We start from the raw sequence: 20,088 nt of genomic DNA, 5'->3' as shown, positions 1-20,088 counted from the left end.
AAGTTGTATATGGGGTTGATTATAGATGCACATTCTCATTTATGGTTGAAGCAGGATACGGTGGTTGATGGACTGCCTATCCGTACCTTGGAGAATGGGCGGTCATTGTTTATGGGGGAAGTGCGTCAGATGCTTCCCCCGTTTATGACCGACGGGGTGAACAGTGCCGAAGTATTCCTGTCGAACATGAATTATGCGCAGGTGGCTGCGGCAGTGGTGACACAGGAGTTTATCGACGGTTTTCAGAATGATTATCTGGAGGAAGTCGCTGCCCGCTATCCCAACCGGTTCTTTGTGTGCGGTATGTGCGAATTCCGCAAACCGGGTTTTCTGGAGCAGGCGCGTCAGCTCATTGCTCGCGGGTTCCGGGGTATTAAGATACCGGCTCAGCGGCTGTTGCTGAAAGAAGGCCGTGTGTGGCTGAACAGTGAGGAAATGATGCAGCTGTTCCATTTGATGGAACAACACGGAGTATTGCTTTCCATCGACATGGCCGACGGGGCTACGCAGGTGGGTGAGTTGGAAGAGGTGATTCAGGAATGTCCTGACCTGAAAGTGGCCATTGGCCATTTCGGGATGGTGACCACTTCCGGTTGGACGGAGCAAATCAAGCTGGCGCGCCATCCGAATGTGCGTATTGAGTCGGGCGGTATCACCTGGCTGTTCAACGACGAGTTTTACCCGTTCAAGGGGGCTATAAGGGCCATTCGGGAGGCAGCCGATTTGGTTGGTTTCGAAAAACTGATGTGGGGGTCGGACTATCCGCGGACGATTACCGCCATTACGTATCGGATGTCGTACGATTTCGTGAGCAAGTCGAAGGAACTGACAGACGAGGAGAAAGCCCTGTTCCTTGGAGAGAATGCCCGCCGTTTTTATGGTTTCCAGAAGTTGCCGGAACTTCCTTATGTCAAGAATATGTCGGAATAAGTGAAAAAGCAGGATACGATGAAAAACAAAAGTTATACACTTCCGCTGGCACTGGTGTTCAGCTTGTTCTTTTTGTGGGCCATCAGCAGCAACCTGCTGCCTACCATGATCCGGCAGCTGATGAAGACCTGTGAGCTGAATACCTTTGAAGCCTCTTTTACGGAAACGGCCTACTGGCTGGCTTATTTTATTTTCCCGATACCGATTGCCATGTTCATGAAGCGTTACAGCTACAAGGCGGGTATTGTGTTTGGATTGTTCCTGGCAGCCGTGGGAGGCTTGTTGTTCTTTCCGGCAGCCATCTTGAAAGAATATTGGGCGTATCTGTGCATCTTCTTCATTATTGCCACCGGGATGTGTTTCCTGGAGACAGCGGCCAATCCGTATGTCACGGCGTTGGGTGAGGCGGCTACTGCTCCCCGGCGCCTGAACCTGGCGCAGTCGTTCAACGGGCTGGGTGCCTTCATCTCGGCCATGTTCTTGAGCAAACTGGTGTTGAGCGGTACTCATTATACGCGCGAAACGTTGCCTGCGGATTATCCAGGCGGATGGGACGCTTATATCCAGTTTGAAACGGATGCCATGAAAACTCCTTATCTGGCGCTGGCCGTATTGTTGCTGCTCATTGCCGTGGTATTCCTTTTTGCCAGACTGCCGAAGATTGGCGACGAAGGTCACCGTGAGTCGGTTAAGGAAAAACTGATAGATTTTGGGGTATGGAAACGGTCGCATCTGCGCTGGGGAGTAATTGCCCAGTTCTTCTATAACGGCGGGCAGACGGCCATCAACAGCCTGTTTCTGGTGTACTGCTGTACGTATGCAGGCATTTCGGAAACCGTGGCTACCACGTATTTTGGATTATATATGCTGGCTTTCCTGCTCGGACGATGGATTGGTACCGGACTGATGATTCGTTTCCGTCCGCAGGACATGTTGCTGGTGTATGCACTGGTGAACGTGGTGCTGTGTCTGCTAGTGACCGTGTGTGGCGGGCGGACCGGGCTGTATGCCATGCTGGGCATCTCCTTCTTTATGTCCATCATGTATCCCACACAGTTCTCGCTGGCATTGAAAGGGTTGGGCGACCAAACCAAGAGCGGGGCCGCTTTCCTGGTGATGGCCATTGTGGGAAATGCCTGTCTGCCTCAGTTCACGGCCTATCTGATGCATGTCAATGCGCAGATGTATCATGTGGCTTATCTTGTTCCGATGGTTTGTTTCCTGTTCTGTGCCTATTATGGCTGGAAGGGATACAAGGTGTTGGATTAAAATAGAAACGTAGAATTAAAAATAAAAAGAAAATGAAAGCTGTTCAAATTGCAGCTCCCCAGCAAATGGCGGTCGTGGAGATTGAAAAACCCGAACTGCACGAAGGGGAGATATTGGTAAAGATTGAGTATGTAGGTTTTTGTGGTTCCGACTTGAATACGTATCTCGGACGGAACCCGATGGTGAAGATGCCGGTCATTCCGGGACATGAAGTCGGTGCCGTGATAGAAGCCGTAGGGGCAGGAGTACCCGACAGTTTCAAGAAGGGCATGAGTGTGACGCTGAACCCTTATACGAATTGCGGCAAGTGTGCTTCGTGCCGGAACGGACGAGTGAACGCTTGTGAACACAATGAAACCCTCGGTGTGCAGCGTCAAGGGGTAATGTGTGAATATGCCGTACTGCCCTGGAACAAGGTGATTCCGGCAGAGGGTATTTCTGCCCGCGACTGTGCCCTGATTGAGCCGATGAGTGTGGGCTTCCATGCCGTGTCACGTGGACAGGTGGTCGACAACGAACTGGTGATGGTCATTGGTTGCGGAATGGTCGGTATGGGAGCCATCGTACGTGCGGCCTTACGCGGTGCCACGGTGATTGCCGTCGACCTGGATGACGAGAAATTGGCATTGGCCCGTAAAGTGGGTGCTTCGTATGTGATTAATTCACGGACAGAGAACGTGCATGAACGGGTGCAGGAGTATTCTGGTGGAATGGGTGCCGATGTGGTAATCGAAGCGGTAGGAAGTCCGGCTACTTATGTAATGGCAGTTGATGAAGTCGGCTTTACTGGTCGGGTGGTTTGCATTGGTTATGCCAAGAGTGGAGTGGAATTCCAGACGAAGTTTTTCGTACAGAAGGAACTGGACATTCGGGGCTCCCGAAATGCACTTCCCGCCGATTTTCGCGCTGTAATACACTATATGCAGACAGGAAATTGTCCGGTTGAGAAACTTATTTCAAGAATCGTCCTGCCGGAAGGGGCTGCAGAGGCCATGTCCAGTTGGGCTGCCAATCCAGGTAAAGTATTCCGTATCTTGGTCAAGTTTGCCTGATGAACACTTTGTTTTATTCCTAATCCATTGAACCATTAGCCTTTTTGGCTTGTTCTTTAGTAGAGTATCCCCCGGCCTTTAAGAAAGTTGGGGGATACTTTTATCAGAATATTTAAAGACAAAAGAGTAAGGTAAATGAGATTAATTATGAGCGATAGGCCACTGGAGGTCACATTGCGTGATGATGCACGTATGAAATACATTGATTTGTCCTCATTGAAGATTGCGAACTGCATGGGATGTTTCGGGTGCTGGACAAAAACGCCAGGACGTTGTGTGATTCGTGATGATGCCACGACAGTATATCCGTATATAGCCCAAAGTGAGGAACTTCTTTATGTCAGCCGTGTCAAATATGGAGGATATGATACGGTGATGAAGACCATGCTGGAACGTGCAATTCCTGTCCAGCAGGCATTCTTGCGTATCTTTAAGGGGGAGACACACCATGTGCAGCGCGCAGTATCGATGAAAAAAGCCACTATTTTGGCCTATGGATGTATGTCTTCGGAAGAAGAGGATATTTTTCGAAGGCTGGTTGCCCGAAATGCGCACAACATGAGTTTTGAGAGTTACGAGGTTTTGTTTGTAGAAGAAACCAAGGTTGCCGATAGGGTGAAAAAAATTATTGAGCAATGGGGAAAGTAATGATGGTAAATGGGAGTCCACGGGCTCCGAAATCAAATTCACGGCATTATGCTGAGATATTTGCCCGGTATTGTCCGGCAGAATGTGATTATTTTGTGTTATCCAGAAACAATCATGAAGACTTGTGTCGCAGGATGAAAGATTATACGGATGTGTTGTTCGTCTTTCCGCTTTATGCAGATGCTCTTCCAGTGGGATTTCTTGGTTTTTTAAAGTTTCTGGAAAAGAATCCTCCCTGTAAGAAGCCTGTTGTGTCTCTGCTTATTAATTGCGGTTTTTTGGAATACCAGCAGAGCGACGTAGCAGTCAGTATGATGAAGCTTTTCTGTCGTCAGTGTGATTATGAGATGGGTTCCATCCTGATGCTGGGTAGTGGTGAGGCCATTTTGCGGACTCCGTTTAAGCCGTGGGCCGTGTGGAGCATCCGGAAACTGGCCCGGTCGGTGGGCAACGGAAATTACCGGCTGTTTCAAATGACCATGCCGTTGTCCAAGAGACTGTTTCTGATGGCCTCCACCTATTACTGGACACGTTATGGTCGGAAGTTTGGTGTCACAAAGCAACAGATGCAGACCATGCAGATAGAGTGATGTCTCTTTGAACAAAGTGTTAGCGTATGAGGTTGTCACAGGGAAGTACATAAATTTTATGCGGGGCCTTCCCTTGACTTTCCAGAACTTTGTTCTTCAGCCAGTTGTTCAAATCTTTCCATGCTTTTGATTTTTGCAGTCCGGTCAGGTTGCCATATTCCGTACGTGTAATGAACGGATGCTGTTTCAAATAATCCCTCAAGAGGCTGAGGCGTTCTGCTTCTGTGTAGCGGGTGGAACTTTGCTTGAACTTCCATGCAGCCTTGGCCCGTGTCAGTTGTTGTCCTCTGCATCTTTGATTGAAACTTTTGGCCGTGCGGAACCGTACTTTGTTAAAACGGATGTTCTGTGCATGTATTTCTCCTTCATCCGTGATTTCTTTTTCTGCTTTCAGGTTGGCTACAGCGTATGCCATGTGTCCTATTTCTACACATTCCCCTTTGGAAATATAATAAGCAGTCCATCTTTCTATTTCTTCCATGACTCCGATGACAGTTCCTTCCTTGAAGCCGGAAGAGCGGGCTATTTGTCTGATGATTTCACTGAAGGGTACAGCCCCTCTGGTTACGAGCTTCGGGTAAAGTTTCGGATTCTGTGCATCACTTTTTGTACCGGGTACGGGAAGAAAATCGTATAATGCTTCCATGTTTTTTAGATGATTTATAGTTAATATTTATGTCTCTGCTGCTGAAAACGTAAGTTTCGTATGGTGGAAACGTAGGTTTCTGCTTGGGAAAACATACGGTTCACATGAGCGAAATCTATTATGCTACAAGGCAAATATAGAAAAAGGCTTCGGCGCTTTGTAGACATTTGAAGAGATACGTACACTTAAGAGGTTATTATGAGTAAAAATTCCGCTTGTTTTAATATTTATTTGATTAAAGTCTTATAGCTGATAAAATAAGATGGATAAAAATATGTCATATTATAGTTTTTGTGTACTTTTGCAATCAGATTTATTAGAGAGTAAATAGGGTTCATGAATATATATTCATTTTGTATGATTATAGGTATTAGCAATCGGGATTGGGTATTTCGTAATGTAAAGTCACGTGATTCTTTCTGAAAGGAGTAGATAGAAAGGTGGGACTTTCCTGATTTTGTATTTTCTGATTTATGTTTAAGCACATTCACGGATTGTGAATGGAAGATAATTTTGTCCGGTTTCGTCGTGTGACGAAGCGGGATAGATTGTTGATGTGTGGTCGAAATTTTTTTTTATTTAATCATTAATTTTTATTTTACAGACAAAAGATGAAAAGATTTAGTCTTTGGTTACTCTTTTTTGCTGTATTAAGTGTTCAATCAGTCTTGGCCCAGTCGTATAGGGTGAAGGGTAATGTCGTGTCGAAAACCGACAATGAACCGTTGATTGGAGTATCTATTCTGCAAAAAGGAACTACTAATGGTGTGGTTACTGACATTGACGGTAACTATGAGCTGCAGATTCAGGGTGGCGAAGCTACTTTGGTCTTCTCTTATATCGGTATGCAAACGCAGGAACTGAAGGTGAATGCTAAGACAGGCATACTGAATGTGGTTATGACAGACGATTCACAGATGATGGACGACGTGGTGGTCGTGGCATACGGTGTTCGTAAAAAGGGAACCATTGCGGGTTCTGTGTCTACCGTGAAGAGTGAAAAGTTGGAAAATGTTCCTACAGCCAGTTTCGATCAGGCATTACAGGGACAAACTCCAGGTTTGACTGTCATTGCAGCTTCCGGTGAACCTAGCCGAGCAGCAACTTTCCAGATTCGTGGTACAAACTCTATCAATTCAGGAACGACTCCGCTTTTTATCCTGGATGGGGTACCTATCGAATCTTCCAGTTTCAATGCATTGAACCCTAGTGATATAGAGAGTATTTCTGTGTTGAAGGACGCTTCTTCCACTTCTATTTATGGAGCACGTGCAGCCAACGGTGTGGTAGTGATTACGACGAAGCGCGGACGTGATATAGGTAATGCAAAAGTTACTTTCCGTGGACAGTGGGGATTCTCTCAGTTGGCTGGAAACAACTGGAACCTGATGAATACTGCAGAGCGTATTCAGTATGAAAAGGAAATCGGATTGGATCTTGGAGATGACTTTTATAATAAGGTAAAGGATATTGATGTAAACTGGATGGATGAGGTGTTTAATAACAATGCCCCTTCACAGAGTTACGAGCTGTCTGTCAATGGAGCCACAGAGAAAACCAATTATTATGTATCAGGGGGCTTCTTTGATCAGGATGGTATTACAATTGGCTCCTCATTCAGCCGTTATAACCTTCGTGCCAACGTGGAAAACCGGGCAAAGGACTGGCTGAAACTGGGTACCAACACGTTGCTGGCCTATGAAGAGATGGAACAGGCTGAGGACGGAGAATATACTTTGTATGCGCCGATTTCGGCTTCTCATTTCATGCTTCCTTATTGGAATCCGTATAATGCGGATGGAACATTGGCTTCACAGAATGAGGGTGAATGGACTGGGACAGGACAGAATCCGATTGAATGGATGGAGAATAATCCGGTGAAACATAAGGTCTACAAAGTTATTTCTTCTCTTTATGCGGAAATTACTCCGATTGAAGGGCTGACCATTCGTTCACAGTTCGGTGCGGATTATTCACACTCCACTACTTTCATGCAGTCGTTCCCGAGTTATATTTTGAATAATAACTCAGGTTCTGCAGGTAGAGCCTCTACCGATGGATTGACATTGACCATTACGAATACGGCCAACTATCATTTCAACCGAGACAACAAGCATGATTTTAATTTTATGATTGGACAGGAAGGAGTAAATTATCATTATGAAACTTTCCAGGTGGTAGCCGACGGTCAGACCAACGATGCCTTGACCAATCTTTCTGCCGGCTCGTACGCTACGACATGGATGGATTCGACCACTGATTATGGCTTCCTTTCTTTCTTTGGAAGAGCTGAATACAATTATGACAGCAAGTATTATGCTGATTTCTCTATTCGTGCAGACGCTTCTTCCCGTTTTGGTAAGGATAACCGTTGGGCAGGATTCTGGTCTGTCGGACTGATGTGGGATTTCAAGAAGGAAGATTTCTTTAAGAAATATGACTGGCTGACGAACGGGCAGTTGACTTTTAGTACGGGTACCTCCGGTAACTCTTCTATTTCCAACTATGAACATCTGGCTTTGGTGACAGGAGATTCCAATTATATGGGTGAGACCGGTCTTACTCCTTCACAGCGTGGAAATGAGAATCTGACATGGGAAAAACTGTGGACAACCAACATCGGACTTCGCTTAGGATTCTTCAATCGTGTGAACTTTACGGCAGAATTCTATAACAAGCTTACTACCGACATGCTGATGCAGGTACCTGTAAGCTATGCCGACGGAGGTTATGGCTCTTATTGGGACAACGTGGGTGCAATGGTGAACCGTGGTATTGAACTGTCGGTAGATGCCGACCTTATCCATACCAAGAATTTCACATGGAACGTGTTTGCCAATGCTTCGTTCAACAAAAATAAACTGACGGAACTTTACAATGGTATAGACCAGTATGTAGACAGTAATGTCAACATGTATGCGGTGGGACACGATGTGTCGAATTTCTATATGGTACGTTATGCAGGTGTCAATCCGGCCAATGGAGATGCATTGTGGTATACAAAGGATGGAGAAATCACAAATGTCTTCAGTGAAGAAAACCGTGTGCTGATTGAAGGCAAGAGTTTTGTGGCTCCTTGGCAGGGAGGTTTTGGAACCAATCTTTCGTGGAAGGGGATTACTCTTTCTGCTCAGTTCAGCTGGATGGCCGACCGTTGGGTATACAACAACGACCGTCTGATGGATGAAAGTAACGGACTTTATACTTCCTATAATCAGTCCAGACGCTTGCTGTATAATCGCTGGAAGGAACCAGGTGACGTGACAGATATTCCAAGACATGGAGTGACTCCGCAGTTTGATACCCATTATCTTGAAAATGCGTCTTTCCTGCGTCTGAAGAATCTGATGATTGCCTATAATTTCCCTAACAGCTTGTTGGGAAAAACACACTTCTTTGATGCAGCCCGGATTTTTGTTCAAGGACAGAACCTGCTGACATTTACGAAGTTTACCGGTCTTGACCCTGAGGTCAGCTCAAATATATACCGGGCACAATACCCTATGACACGTCAGTTTACCTTGGGTGTGGAGTTGAACTTTTAAAAAAAGATGAAGACAATGAGAAATATTAGAATATATTTATTAGGTGTTGCGACAGCACTGCTTTCAACCTCCTGCTTGGATAAGGAACCAACTCATGCCATCCTTGCCGACCATGCGATTACTACCGTGGAAGAAGCAAATCAGGCGGTAGTAGGTATCTATGCAGACTACAAGAGCCAGTATCTTTATAGTGGAAACCTGACACTGTTGCCTGATATCCAGGCCGATCTGGTGTATGCCGTGAACGGATATTCAAATACGTACGGAGATATATGGCGTTGGAACATCAATCCGACCAACTCGGATATAGAAGCGGTGTATGGTACGCTTTATAAAGTGATTGGTGACTGCAATTTCTTCTTTGAGCAAATCGCAAAATGGGAAAATACCTTGGTGGATGACGATGCGTATGACCGTTTGCAGGGATTTAAAGGAGAAGTCTACTTTGCCCGTGCGTTAGCCTATTCTGAACTGATTAAATGTTTCTGCAAGGCATACGACCCGGCTACCGCAAAGGATGAACTAGGTGTGGTACTTGTTTCAAGCTACTCCAATCCGGGAGAGATGAAGCGTGCTTCTTTATACGATTCCTATCAGTTTGTGTTGAATGATCTGGCAAAGGCTGCAGAAGCTCTTGATTCGGATCAGGATGAAGATGCGGCTAATCTTTACAATACGCCTTACTTCACTTACTATACAGTGCAGGCGCTGTATGCACGTGTATATTTGTATATGCAGGATTGGGACAATGCCATTGAAGCGGCTTCCAAGGTGATAGACAGCAATAAGTTCTTGCTCTCGGATGCAAATACCGTTTATACCGGGAACTATTCTTATTACGACTACATGTGGCAATATGATCAGGCTACAGAAATTATCTGGAAAGTAGGGTTCACCAATACTTCTTATGGCGGTAAGCTTGGACAGGTGTTCTTGAATTATGACTTTTCAACTTATCGTCCGGATTATGTGCCGGGAAGTGCGGCACTTTCTCTGTACCAGACAGGAGATTTGCGTTATAATGCTTTCTTCGGAACGACAACTACCGGATATAGTCATGGCTTGACCTGGCCGTTGCTTATCAAGTATCACGGTAATCAGGATTTCATCAACAACTACAACATTCTTCATGTGAGCATGCCGAAAGTGTTCCGCTTGTCTGAACAGTATCTGATACGTGCAGAGGCTTACTGTCGTAAGAAACAGTTTGACAAGGCGATGACGGATGTACAAACTTTGCGTAAGGCCCGTATCTCATCGGAAGGTTCTTCTTCCTTGAACCTGACAGAAGACAACTGGCTGGAGAATATCAGTAACGAACGGGTTCGCGAACTGTATATGGAAGGATTCCGTCTGAATGACTTGAAGCGTTGGGGTAAAGGTTTTACACGTACACCTCAGACACAGAGTGTGAGCGACGGAAGCAGCTTGAAGATAGATGCGAACAATCCGCTGTTTGTATGGCCTATTCCACAGCATGAATTGGATTTGCCGGGATCGGCAATTGCGCCTAATGAAAGTAACAAATAATCTATTAAACATTCGATAATAATCATGAAACGACTTTTGAAAAATTGGGGTATGCTTTTCTTTGCACTCTCTGTCATGGCTGGGTGTAGTGAGGAAAATGCGACCTATAGCGGTCCGGATTATGTGATGTTCTCTGATACGCTTCAGACCATCGCCGTACAGAGCGACGATACGTATTATGACATTCCGGTAACAGCGACTACAGCTTGCGATTATGATCGTACTTATTCTGTTGAAGTCGTAGACAAAGGAAGTAATGCCATTGAAGGAGTGCATTACGATCTTCAGTCAAACAATGTGACGATTAAAGCAGGAGAACGGACATCTTCCATCAAGATACGTGGACATTATAATAATTTTGAAGATACAGATTCCATTGGGGTCATGTTGCGACTGACTGCCGACAAAGATAAAATCTGGGATTTGTATGGACGCGATACAAAAGTAGTGTTGGTCAAGGTTTGCCCGTTTGATATCAATACGTTTGTCGGGTATGCTGTGCTTACTTCTACTTTCTTCACCGATTATATGCAGACTACAGAAATGCGGTTGTTGACTACGGAGAAGGACCCGGAAGTAGAAAACGGTATTATTCTGAAGAATTTCTTGTATGATGGGTATGACATTAAGGTTTCGTTTAATACCGACAATCCGTTGCAGCCTCTTCTGGAGATGGAACCGCAAGTGGTTGGTTCTACAGTGGAAGCTTTTCAAGGAAGTTGGCACGGAGACGACAAGCTACGTGTCATGAATGCCACAGGTGCAATCTCTTATTATAATGTATGTCAGAACTTCTTCTTCCAATACATGACGTTCTATGTAAACGGAGTAGGTACCGTAGGAACTTATGCCAATGTGGTGGAATGGATTTCCAAAGAGGAATATGATTATCTGAAGAAACAAGGGTATTAATAATGTTAATCTACTTATTGGATATGAATGTGATAAAAAATATATCTATACTTAAGCGGTTCTGTCTGTTGGCTGCATTGATGTGTACAATGGCGGCCTGTTCCGATGAGGAAGAAGCCGTGGCACCGTCATTCCCTGAACAGGAGATTGTGGAGGCTGTTACTCCTGGAACTGCGCATACGCTTTCTTTTACTGCAAACCTGGACTGGAAGGTGACTTCTTCCGCTTTGTGGTGTAAGTTCTCCAATGGTCTGACTTCTATTTCCGGTGAAGCTGGAGAAGTGTCTTTACCGCTCACAATTTCAGATGAGGCGTGGTCGGTGAATGAACTGACGGTGGACATTACGTTGATAATGGGTAATGAGGAAAAAGTGATAGCCAGATACATCCGTACTGGAAAGGATTTAGCCGTGATGGATGTGGATGGAAATGCCTATAATGCGGAGAATAAACTTACGTTGTCGTATGTGAACAATGACGTCATTAATGGAACTTTTTCCGTGGTGACCAATTTTGCCTGGGAACTGAAAGATGCTCCGGAATGGCTGGCAATAGATTTACCTTTAAAAGTGAAAGCCAACCAGAAGTTTGATTTGTCGGTCCAGCTGAACAACGGTTATCTGACTGAAGTACAAGAAGGAGTACTAAGATTTTATGAACAGAACAGTGACCGCTATTATGATGTGCCGGTCTGCTATTCAGGAATGCCGGAAGGGGTTATCCGGGTAGATGGACTTGGTTCTGCCTGGAACTGGACGGTGTCATTGGATGGAAGTCAGTACTGGCAGGCAGCCTTGACAGAAGGAGATGAAGATGTAGAGAAAAAATTCTTCCCTCTGTCATTTAATGTACTCGCTCAAAACAATGAATATGTAATCCGTTGCTTGGGTGAAGAGAACGGCTGGATGAATATCGATGAGAACTTGTTCTATCAGTGTAAAGATGACCAGCATGGAAATCTGACATTGAGTGATTTCCAGGAAAATGGTGGGGCTAAGAGAAAAGGATACATTTTGGCCTTCCCTAAAAAAGATTATGATGAAATTTCTCATCAGGGAACCTGGCCGGATCGCAACACGTTATTGGATGCTTCAGGCAAGGATGTTTCTGAAGATGTCATCAAATATGTGATTATGTCTTTTGAACAAGAAGGTACACAGACTTCTTCTGTGGCTCCTGTCAAAGTCAATGTAAATGGAGAAGGAGACGTAGAAGCCACACAGGGCCTCGGAAATATCATGAATCCGGATGTGTTGGATGCTATCAGTCAGTTGTATTTTGCTGATGAAGCAAATAAGAATAATTACATCTTTAATTATTCAGTGCCTGCAGGAAGCTTCGTGACAATTACTCCTTATATAAAGAACTACTTTGGAGAAAATGCCGCTATAGGTTCATGTGAACTCAGAACTTTCTCTAATCCTTATGAGTCTAATACATCTATAGAAGTAAATAAGGAAGGAGAGACCTATGAAGACAGCAATGTCTATTTCATGTGTGGAGATGAACCGTTGATTGTAATCTTCAAAGATGAAAACATGATGATTTGTAAAGTGCTGATATTAAATGTAGAATAAAATGCATGTTATGATGAAAAAATTACGAAATATAAGTTTTATCTGTATCAACCTGATACTCTTGTCGCTCTTGTGCTTTTCATCTGGATGTAAGGATGAAAATGACGAGTTGCCAGCCGGTAGCGGTTATGTACAGTTTAAGGTGTACAAAAGTGCATCTTATGCAAAAAATGTAGCTTCGCGTGCGAACGCCAATGTGCTCGATTCTCTTTATGAAGCAGCCAAAGTGAAAGTGGTGTTGAGAAGCAATGATTTTGAGTTTTCTCAGACAATGGCTTTGCATGCATACGATGCGGAAAACGCGGAATATGGTATGCGCAGTGACAAGTTGGAATTGCAGGAAGGTGAATATACGCTTGTAGGATTTTATTTGTATAACAGAGCCGAAAAGGAAATCTACGTGGGTTTGCCTGCCGAAAAGGCTACGTTCTGTGTTACAGGTGGAGGACTGGTAGTACAAGACTTGCTGGTAGATGCTATCAGCAGAGGTAGAGTCAAATTCCAGTTGGTAAAGAATATTCTTAGCCGAGGTGTGGATGATGCGGAAAAAGCTTATCCCTTCAGTAGTATTGACAAGGTAGATATCCGGGTAAAGAATGTTGATACCAAAATCGAACAGGAATTTAAATCATTGAAGGTAACGTATGAAGAAGATTTCGATGGTAGTGGGACCGGATATCGTACTTCAGTGGGTAAGATTGATTCTCTTGTCACGATTGAAGCAGGTACTTACCAGGTAATGTCGTATACGGCCTATAAGGGTAGTGACATTTTGCAGTATTTCAATGACGAGGTGTTGAAAGAATCTGTTTTTACGGTGACAGACAATTCGCAGACCAATGCGGATGTGCCGGTCACACTGATTGAATCGGCACCCAATATCAAGGACTATGTTGCCTTGAAAGCCATTTGGGAAAAGATGGGAGGTGAAAACTGGTATTACCGTGGACAAACTTACCCTGCAGGTGTAAACTGGAGTTTTGACGACAAGGATATTGATATGTGGGGCGATCAGCCGGGCGTTGTGCTTGATGCCAACGGCCGTGTAACCTCATTGTCTATCGGTGATTTTGGTGCAGTAGGTATGGTGCCTGCTGAAATTGGCCAGTTAAGCGAACTGAATACTCTGGCTTTGGGTACGCATAATGATTTGCTTGGTTTTGACAACAAAGACCCTCTGACCAGTTTGAAGGGACAGTTGACAGCCAACGATTTGAAGGCGATACGTAATGACTATATGGATCATTTTGTAGCTCACGACATACGGGAAGATTTGTCTTCTCCTTTGCAGTTGGGTATGGAAATAAAAGGGGACTACAAACGTAAGACGACACGTAAAGGAATCACGACGAAAGATGTGTCTTGGGGTGATTTGACCAATGGCATTACAGGCATTCATCCAGCCATCGGAAAATTGAAAAAGCTGGAAATCTTCTATGTAGCCAATGCACCTATCACAGCTTTGCCGGAAGCTACGGTAGGAAATGAGGAGGAAGAACCGGGTTTTGCCGGTTTGACAGCTCTTACCGACCTGGAAATTTATAATTGCCCGAAAATGAAGACCTTCCCTTCCGTGATAGCTCAGCTTCCGGAATTGGTTCAGTTGAATATGGCGATGAACAAGCAGTTGTCTTCTGACGAATTCAATAAGGGACTGAAAGAACTGGTTACAGGAAAGTCAAAAGAGAAGGTTCAGATTCTTTATTTGGGATACAACAATATTTCTGAGTTGCCGAAAGAAGTGTCCAACATGGTAAAATTGGGTAAGATTGACATTGTGAACAACAAGTTGAAAAAGGTTCCTGCCTTTGGGGCGAATGTAAACCTGGTGCAGGCTGCTTTTGATTACAATGAAATTGAGACCATTGAAAGTCAGAATGGGATTTTCTGTGGGATGGATGATGTGGAATCATTGTCATTCTCTCACAATAAGTTGACTCAATTGCCTGATATTTTTGATGTGAAATCCATCTATACCATGGCCTCTGTCGATTTTTCTTATAATGAAATTGACGATGCTGGTCTTGAAGGTTTTAGCGGAATCAATGCCGGTGAACTTTCTTTGGCTGGAAATAAACTTAAAAAATTCCCTAAGCAGTTGTTTAAGACAGGTTCTCCGCTTACAGTGCTTAACTTGAGTGCCAATCAGATTTCTGAGTTCAATAAGGGAGACCTGACAGGTTCAAAGACTTATCTGTTGACTACGCTTGATTTGACTTATAATCGTTTGAGCAAGCTTCCGGACGATTTTGACGGGCACACCTTGCCTTATTTGTATGGATTGGATCTTAGTGGAAACCGTTTGACTACTTTCCCTTGGGGGGCTGCCAACATTTCTTATCTGACCGTACTTTCATTGCGTAATCAGCGGGATGATGCGGGCAACAGAGTTTACGAAGAATGGCCGGAAGGTATCTACCAGCACATTGGTTTGAGAGCTTTGTTCTTGGGTGGAAATAATATTGGAAAAGTGCCTGATACGGAAACGATATCTTATTTGATTTATACTCTTGATGTGAGTGACAATCCGAACTTGATATTGGATGTTTCAGATGTTTGTGCGTATATAAAGGCCGGTATGTATACTCTAATTTATGATCCGACTCAAGATATCCGTGGTTGTGATGCCTTGGATTTGGAGTGATGAACAACTAGATAAAAAGAGCTAAAATGAAAAATAATATCAAATATTTTGTAACAGGATTATTTTCTGTACTCACTCTCTGTTTTTATTCATGTAAGGAGGATGACGAAATCACATCTGAATTTTCATTGGATAAAGAGGAAATCGCCGTTGGTGAGAATGGCGGAATAGAGATTGTAAATGTAGGTGGAAATGTGAAATGGCAGACTACAACCGACGCTACATGGGTACGGGTAGTTCCTTCTAGTGGAGTAGGGGCTGCAAGTTGTGAGATTCAAGTAGATTCATCAGTCGTTGCCGATTTCAGAAATGCTGAGATTCAGTTTATGGCACAAGGGCTGGCTGCACCTAAAATCTTGAAGGTGGTGCAGGCAGGTTATGCCAAAGGTGTGTTTGTGGAGAATGCAGACCAGGAGATTGTCATTGAAAACTCAGCAGAATACGGAAAGCGTTATTATGATCTTCAGATGACGGCAAATACCAATTTTTCTGTGAGCGTGACCTCTGAAGGGAATTGGCTGAGATATAAGGATAAAGTTCCTGCCTATGATTATGGCGATCGTCCGCGTACATTTACTCAGCGGTTTGAATGGGATATCAATGTATCGGAAGCAGAACGGACAGCACAGATTACGATAACTCCTGCAGAAGGAGAGCCTGTAGTGCTTCAGGTACGGCAGAAGTCGGCTCCGAAGATTACAGATGACCGTGCGGGAGACTCACTGGCTCTGTTGTCTATCTACAAAAGCATGAATGGAATGCTGGGATGGAATGACGGAGAAAATATGATGTATTGGGATGGTGTGGAACTTTGGAAAGCAACCGACGGAGTAAGCAAGAATATGATCGGACGCGTGAAATCGGTTACATTCCGTTTGTTTGAGATATACGAATCATTGCCTTATCAGGTGAGATATTTGAAAACTGCCCGGTCTATTACCTTTACCGGTAATGCCAATACGTTTATCAAGAGCATCAAACTGGGACCGGAAATCTGTGAGTTAGCTCAGTACAATAATCTGAAAGAACTGACAATTAGTGCATACGGATTAACTGCATTGCCTGATAACTTTAAGGATTTAGGAAAGAATTTGGAGTTGCTTGATTTGAGTAGCAATAACTTTGAAGATGGGCTGGAAGTCATCAACAAAGCGAACTTCCCGAAACTGAAGGTTTTGCGTCTGAATAAAATTAATCGTTATGATACCACAAAAGACTTGAGTCAGGTGGAAGATAATGATACTATCGGTTTCAGATGGTACACTGGTTTTGGAGAAGGTTTTGAATCACTCCCTGCCAAGACGAACCGTACTTTCTTCAAGAACCTGCTTCAATGGGATACTTTGGAAGAATTGTCATTGACCATGAGCCTGCTTCAGGGTGAACTGCCTTCTGACGAAGAAGTCAGAAATATTGTTGGCGCCGACAAGGTTTATACTTGGGACTATATTTCTCAGACATTTGGAGATACAATCAAGCTGGAAGATGCTAAAAAATACCTGCTGGCAAATGGGGGTGCTCCAATGGTATGGCCAAAAATGAAATCTCTGTCATTAAATCTGAGCTTCTTGACTGGAAAGCTGCCTAAATGGTTATTGTATCATCCGTATCTGGCATACTGGAATCCATATTCCATGATCTTCCAGCAAGAATTGAGTGCCATCAATTCCAATGGAGATAAGGTAGGATTTAGCAATGAACCGACCAGCCTTAGCAATTATTCCAATACGGGATACACAGAAGGCAGCTATTATGAGGTTTATCCAGGCAGGAAACCTGATTACGAGGATAGCGGTGCGACCGAATGAGAAAGGTTTTGTTTGATTTAACGTAACATTGAAAATGAAAAAGAAATACATATTATCAGCGCTATTATGTGCGTCAGTCTTATTCTCTTGTAGCGATTCGGAAACTTTGGTTTCCGAATCGAATGGAGGAGACAATGGAAGTGCAACCATAGTCAATATCCCCGACGATGCGGTAAGTGGAGAATTGTTTATCAAGTTCAAGCCGGAAGTCGAAGAGGTATTGGATCAGGCTAATGCGTTAAGTAGAAGTGGAAAAATGTCACGCTCTTCCATTCCTTCGGTCGATGAAATTCTGGACATTGCAGGAGCATACGAGTTTCAACGGGTTTTCCCGGTGGACAAGCGTAACGAGGAACGTACACGGAAATGTGGATTGCATTTGTGGTATCTGGTGAAGTTTGATAAGAACATGGATGTGCAGAAGGTAGCACAAGACATGTCAAAACTGGCCGAAGTAGCCACAGTAGAGTATAATCACGAAATCAAGCGGGCTTATAAAACAGACCGGAAAGCCAAAGGGGTGAATCCGGTGGCATTGACAGCAGACGGTGTCACAGAACTTCCATTCAATGACCCGGATTTGAGTAAGCAATGGAGCTACATCAATGACGGAACGATTTTGGATGGAAAGGATTCTCCTGTGCAGGCGATTGCCGGATACGATGTGAATTGCAAGGAAGCATGGAAGAAATGTAAAGGAGATCCGTCGGTCATTGTGGCTGTAATGGATGAAGGAGTCATGTATAACCATGAAGACTTGAAAGGTAACATGTGGACGAACTCGGCGGAAGAACTGGGAGGAACCACAGACAATGACGGTAATGGTTATGCAGGCGACCGCTATGGATATAACTTCGTGACCGATTGTGGCCTGATTACTTATTCAGATATCAATGACCTTGGACATGGCACGCATGTGGCAGGAACCATTGCTGCCGTGAACAACAATGGGACCGGTGTATCCGGCATTGCCGGTGGAGATGGAACACCCGATTCTGGTGTAAAGATCATGTCTTTGCAGATTTTTGCAGGAAACAGCGGTTCTACTTTCTTGCAGGAGGCAAAAGCCATAAAATATGCTGCAGACAATGGGGCTGTAATTCTTCAGTGTAGTTGGGGATATAACTCCGGACGAGCCAATATCAACAATTATACGCCAGGTTATTTGTCGGATGAAGAATGGTCTGAGAATTGTGTGTTGGAGAAAGAAGTCATGGAATACTTCCTTCATAATGCTGGTGATCCAAACGGGGTGATGGAAGGCGGACTGATTATTTTTGCCGCAGGAAATGAGTATGCGCCGATGGCTGCCTATCCGGGTGCGTATAAAGACTTTATTTGTGTTGCTTCCGTAGGTCCGGATGGAACTCCGGCCCCTTATTCAAACTACAGCACACCGAGCGGTAGTGAGAATATGATTACAGCTCCAGGTGGCGACGGAGAAGGTACGAAGACAGAGGATGCAGGACTTATTTTGTCTACAATGCCGACGGCTGCCATTGAAGGGGGAGACCCGACGATGAACCAGAGTGGATATGGCTATATGGAAGGAACCTCTATGGCATGTCCTCATGTTTCTGGTGTGGCTGCATTGGGCTTGTCGTATGCAGCTAAGTTGCGTAAACATTATCGTGCAGAAGATTTCCAGAAATTACTGCTCCATTCTGTCCGTCCTTTCTCAGATGATAAACTGAGTGGGGAAAAATCATATTGGTATGGATGGGCTACATACAAGGATGCGGCTCCACACATGTCATTGAATCTGTCGAATTATCGAGGCAAGATTGGAGGCTTGATCGACGCCAATATGGTATTGAGCAATATTGAAGGAAGTGACTATGATGCTCAGCCGATGCGTGTACCTAACGTCTATGTAGCTCTTGATGGAACGAAAGTGGTAGACTTGAGCAAAATTTATGCCGATAATGTGACTGCTACTGACTTCAATGTGGTGGACAGCAATGTGGCTGCCGTTTCTTTGAAAGACAATAAACTGACGGTAAAGGGAACCAAGGTGGGAATGACCAAGGCCTCGGTGACTAGCAGTGACGGAAATACGCAGGAATTTGTCATTACTGTACGTAAGACTACTGGAAACGGATGGATGTAATTTAGGTACGGAATTTTTATGAAAACTGTAATTATCTTGATGTCAATGTGGCTTTCTGTGTCGTGCTTATCGGCACAGAAAGTATTTACTCAGCAGGAGCTTGAATCTGTGTTCAACCCCGTATTGGTGGAAAATGCACAAGCTTTGTTGCGCTTTGAGCCTATTGAGATAAATGCGGGAGTCTTGTCGGAGGATGATAAACCTCAGGTATACACTTTTACCTGTACGAATGTGAGTAAGAAAAGAATAGTCGTGACAAGAATTTCTACTACTTGCGGATGTACGGATGCTCATATCGATCATGCAGTGATGAATCCAGGTGATAAAGCGGTTGTCAGTGTGACTTATAATCCTTTCGGACAACCGGGAAAGCTCTTTACGAAAGCCTTTGTCTATACCGACATCTCTGAAAAACAACCTGTTGCCGCATTGAGTATTGTAGGCAAAGTAACTCCCTCGAGTGCTTTGTGGAAGGACTATAAATATGCAATGGGAAATTTGAGGATACGTACCAAGACGGTAAGTTTTGGGGCCGTGAGTACAGGCATGCATCGAGTGGAGAAAATTGCTTGTGCGAATGCGGGAAACGAGGTGTTGCGGATTGGTGCTGTGAAGGGATTTTTGCCTGAGTTTATTCGTCTGAGTACGGAGCCTGAGGTCTTGGAACCGGGGCAGGAGGGTTATCTGATTCTTGAACTGGATGGTGGAAAGATTCCTGGAGCTAAAGGAAAAAAACAGTTTAATGTGCTGCTTGATGGAATCTCTGCTCGTCCGTCTGACCGGACAATAAAAATTAATGTAGAAATAAAATAAATAACTTTTTAAAC

14 protein-coding genes are annotated in these 20,088 nt (G+C 44.3%); 13 read left to right on the top strand and 1 reads right to left on the bottom strand.

The window, feature by feature from the left end:
• Positions 1-9: 9 nt before the first annotated feature.
• The 5 genes from OCV81_RS09885 to OCV81_RS09865 all read left to right on the top strand — a co-directional run bounded on the left by OCV81_RS09885 (position 10) and on the right by OCV81_RS09865 (position 4,489).
• Positions 10-930 carry an amidohydrolase family protein gene (locus OCV81_RS09885; protein ID WP_148329868.1) on the top strand — a complete coding sequence of 307 codons (921 nt, stop codon included), beginning with the start codon at positions 10-12 and terminating at the stop codon, positions 928-930.
• Between the two features lie 18 nt (positions 931-948).
• Entirely contained in the window at positions 949-2,199 is a 1,251-nt protein-coding gene (gene fucP / locus OCV81_RS09880; RefSeq protein WP_148329867.1) for an L-fucose:H+ symporter permease, read from the top strand.
• A gap of 32 nt (positions 2,200-2,231) precedes the next feature.
• Positions 2,232-3,251, top strand: coding sequence for a zinc-binding alcohol dehydrogenase family protein (locus OCV81_RS09875; protein WP_148329866.1), 1,020 nt, complete (start codon positions 2,232-2,234; stop codon positions 3,249-3,251).
• A 135-nt stretch (positions 3,252-3,386) separates the two neighbouring features.
• Complete coding sequence (locus OCV81_RS09870; RefSeq protein ID WP_148329865.1) at positions 3,387-3,899, top strand: flavodoxin family protein; 513 nt, start codon at positions 3,387-3,389, stop codon at positions 3,897-3,899.
• Positions 3,887-4,489, top strand: a complete 603-nt coding sequence (locus tag OCV81_RS09865; RefSeq protein ID WP_148329864.1) for a hypothetical protein — start codon at positions 3,887-3,889, stop codon at positions 4,487-4,489. The genes OCV81_RS09870 and OCV81_RS09865 overlap by 13 nt, the downstream gene beginning before the upstream one ends.
• 19 nt (positions 4,490-4,508) lie before the next feature.
• Here the strand turns inward: OCV81_RS09865 and OCV81_RS09860 are convergent, their stop codons facing one another.
• Positions 4,509-5,135, bottom strand: a complete 627-nt coding sequence (locus tag OCV81_RS09860; protein WP_148329863.1) for an HU family DNA-binding protein — start codon at positions 5,133-5,135, stop codon at positions 4,509-4,511.
• 611 nt (positions 5,136-5,746) lie between these two features.
• On the opposite strand from OCV81_RS09860, the gene OCV81_RS09855 reads away from it, so the two are divergent.
• Genes OCV81_RS09855 through OCV81_RS09820 form a run of 8 tightly spaced genes read left to right on the top strand, consistent with a single transcriptional unit; the run spans position 5,747 to position 20,074 of the window.
• Positions 5,747-8,680 (top strand): SusC/RagA family TonB-linked outer membrane protein, encoded by a 2,934-nt coding sequence (locus OCV81_RS09855; RefSeq protein ID WP_148329862.1) that lies wholly within the window; start codon positions 5,747-5,749, stop codon positions 8,678-8,680.
• Between the two features lie 15 nt (positions 8,681-8,695).
• Entirely contained in the window at positions 8,696-10,210 is a 1,515-nt protein-coding gene (locus OCV81_RS09850; protein ID WP_148329861.1) for a RagB/SusD family nutrient uptake outer membrane protein, read from the top strand.
• A 24-nt stretch (positions 10,211-10,234) separates the two neighbouring features.
• Entirely contained in the window at positions 10,235-11,122 is an 888-nt protein-coding gene (locus tag OCV81_RS09845; RefSeq protein WP_148329860.1) for a DUF4984 domain-containing protein, read from the top strand.
• A 23-nt stretch (positions 11,123-11,145) separates the two neighbouring features.
• Positions 11,146-12,699 (top strand): hypothetical protein, encoded by a 1,554-nt coding sequence (locus tag OCV81_RS09840; protein ID WP_262640309.1) that lies wholly within the window; start codon positions 11,146-11,148, stop codon positions 12,697-12,699.
• A 13-nt stretch (positions 12,700-12,712) separates the two neighbouring features.
• Positions 12,713-15,343, top strand: a complete 2,631-nt coding sequence (locus OCV81_RS09835; RefSeq protein WP_262640308.1) for a DUF4458 domain-containing protein — start codon at positions 12,713-12,715, stop codon at positions 15,341-15,343.
• Positions 15,344-15,369: 26 nt separating this feature from the next.
• Positions 15,370-17,151, top strand: a complete 1,782-nt coding sequence (locus OCV81_RS09830) for a BACON domain-containing protein (protein WP_148329857.1) — start codon at positions 15,370-15,372, stop codon at positions 17,149-17,151.
• A gap of 34 nt (positions 17,152-17,185) precedes the next feature.
• Positions 17,186-19,261, top strand: coding sequence for a S8 family peptidase (locus tag OCV81_RS09825; RefSeq protein ID WP_148329856.1), 2,076 nt, complete (start codon positions 17,186-17,188; stop codon positions 19,259-19,261).
• An 18-nt stretch (positions 19,262-19,279) separates the two neighbouring features.
• On the top strand, positions 19,280-20,074 hold the full coding sequence (locus tag OCV81_RS09820) for a DUF1573 domain-containing protein (protein ID WP_148329855.1): 795 nt from the start codon (positions 19,280-19,282) through the stop codon (positions 20,072-20,074).
• The last annotated feature ends 14 nt before the right edge of the window (positions 20,075-20,088 follow it).

This window comes from Phocaeicola fibrisolvens (genome assembly GCF_025567125.1).
GTDB classification, from domain to species: Bacteria; Bacteroidota; Bacteroidia; order Bacteroidales; family Bacteroidaceae; genus Phocaeicola; species Phocaeicola fibrisolvens.
This window is presented reverse-complemented; position numbering and strand designations above follow the sequence as displayed.

Bases quoted from the DNA above. Each gene is read 5' to 3' on its own strand.
- OCV81_RS09870 (WP_148329865.1), top strand. From the start codon at position 3,387: ATGAGATTAATTATGAGCGATAGGCCACTGGAGGTCACATTGCGTGAT.
- OCV81_RS09840 (WP_262640309.1), top strand. From the start codon at position 11,146: ATGAATGTGATAAAAAATATATCTATACTTAAGCGGTTCTGTCTGTTG.
- OCV81_RS09830 (WP_148329857.1), top strand. From the start codon at position 15,370: ATGAAAAATAATATCAAATATTTTGTAACAGGATTATTTTCTGTACTC.
- OCV81_RS09850 (WP_148329861.1), top strand. From the start codon at position 8,696: ATGAGAAATATTAGAATATATTTATTAGGTGTTGCGACAGCACTGCTT.
- fucP (WP_148329867.1), top strand. From the start codon at position 949: ATGAAAAACAAAAGTTATACACTTCCGCTGGCACTGGTGTTCAGCTTG.
- OCV81_RS09860 (WP_148329863.1), bottom strand. From the start codon at position 5,135: ATGGAAGCATTATACGATTTTCTTCCCGTACCCGGTACAAAAAGTGAT.
- OCV81_RS09820 (WP_148329855.1), top strand. From the start codon at position 19,280: ATGAAAACTGTAATTATCTTGATGTCAATGTGGCTTTCTGTGTCGTGC.
- OCV81_RS09865 (WP_148329864.1), top strand. From the start codon at position 3,887: ATGGGGAAAGTAATGATGGTAAATGGGAGTCCACGGGCTCCGAAATCA.
- OCV81_RS09845 (WP_148329860.1), top strand. From the start codon at position 10,235: ATGAAACGACTTTTGAAAAATTGGGGTATGCTTTTCTTTGCACTCTCT.
- OCV81_RS09825 (WP_148329856.1), top strand. From the start codon at position 17,186: ATGAAAAAGAAATACATATTATCAGCGCTATTATGTGCGTCAGTCTTA.
- OCV81_RS09855 (WP_148329862.1), top strand. From the start codon at position 5,747: ATGAAAAGATTTAGTCTTTGGTTACTCTTTTTTGCTGTATTAAGTGTT.
- OCV81_RS09885 (WP_148329868.1), top strand. From the start codon at position 10: ATGGGGTTGATTATAGATGCACATTCTCATTTATGGTTGAAGCAGGAT.
- OCV81_RS09875 (WP_148329866.1), top strand. From the start codon at position 2,232: ATGAAAGCTGTTCAAATTGCAGCTCCCCAGCAAATGGCGGTCGTGGAG.
- OCV81_RS09835 (WP_262640308.1), top strand. From the start codon at position 12,713: ATGAAAAAATTACGAAATATAAGTTTTATCTGTATCAACCTGATACTC.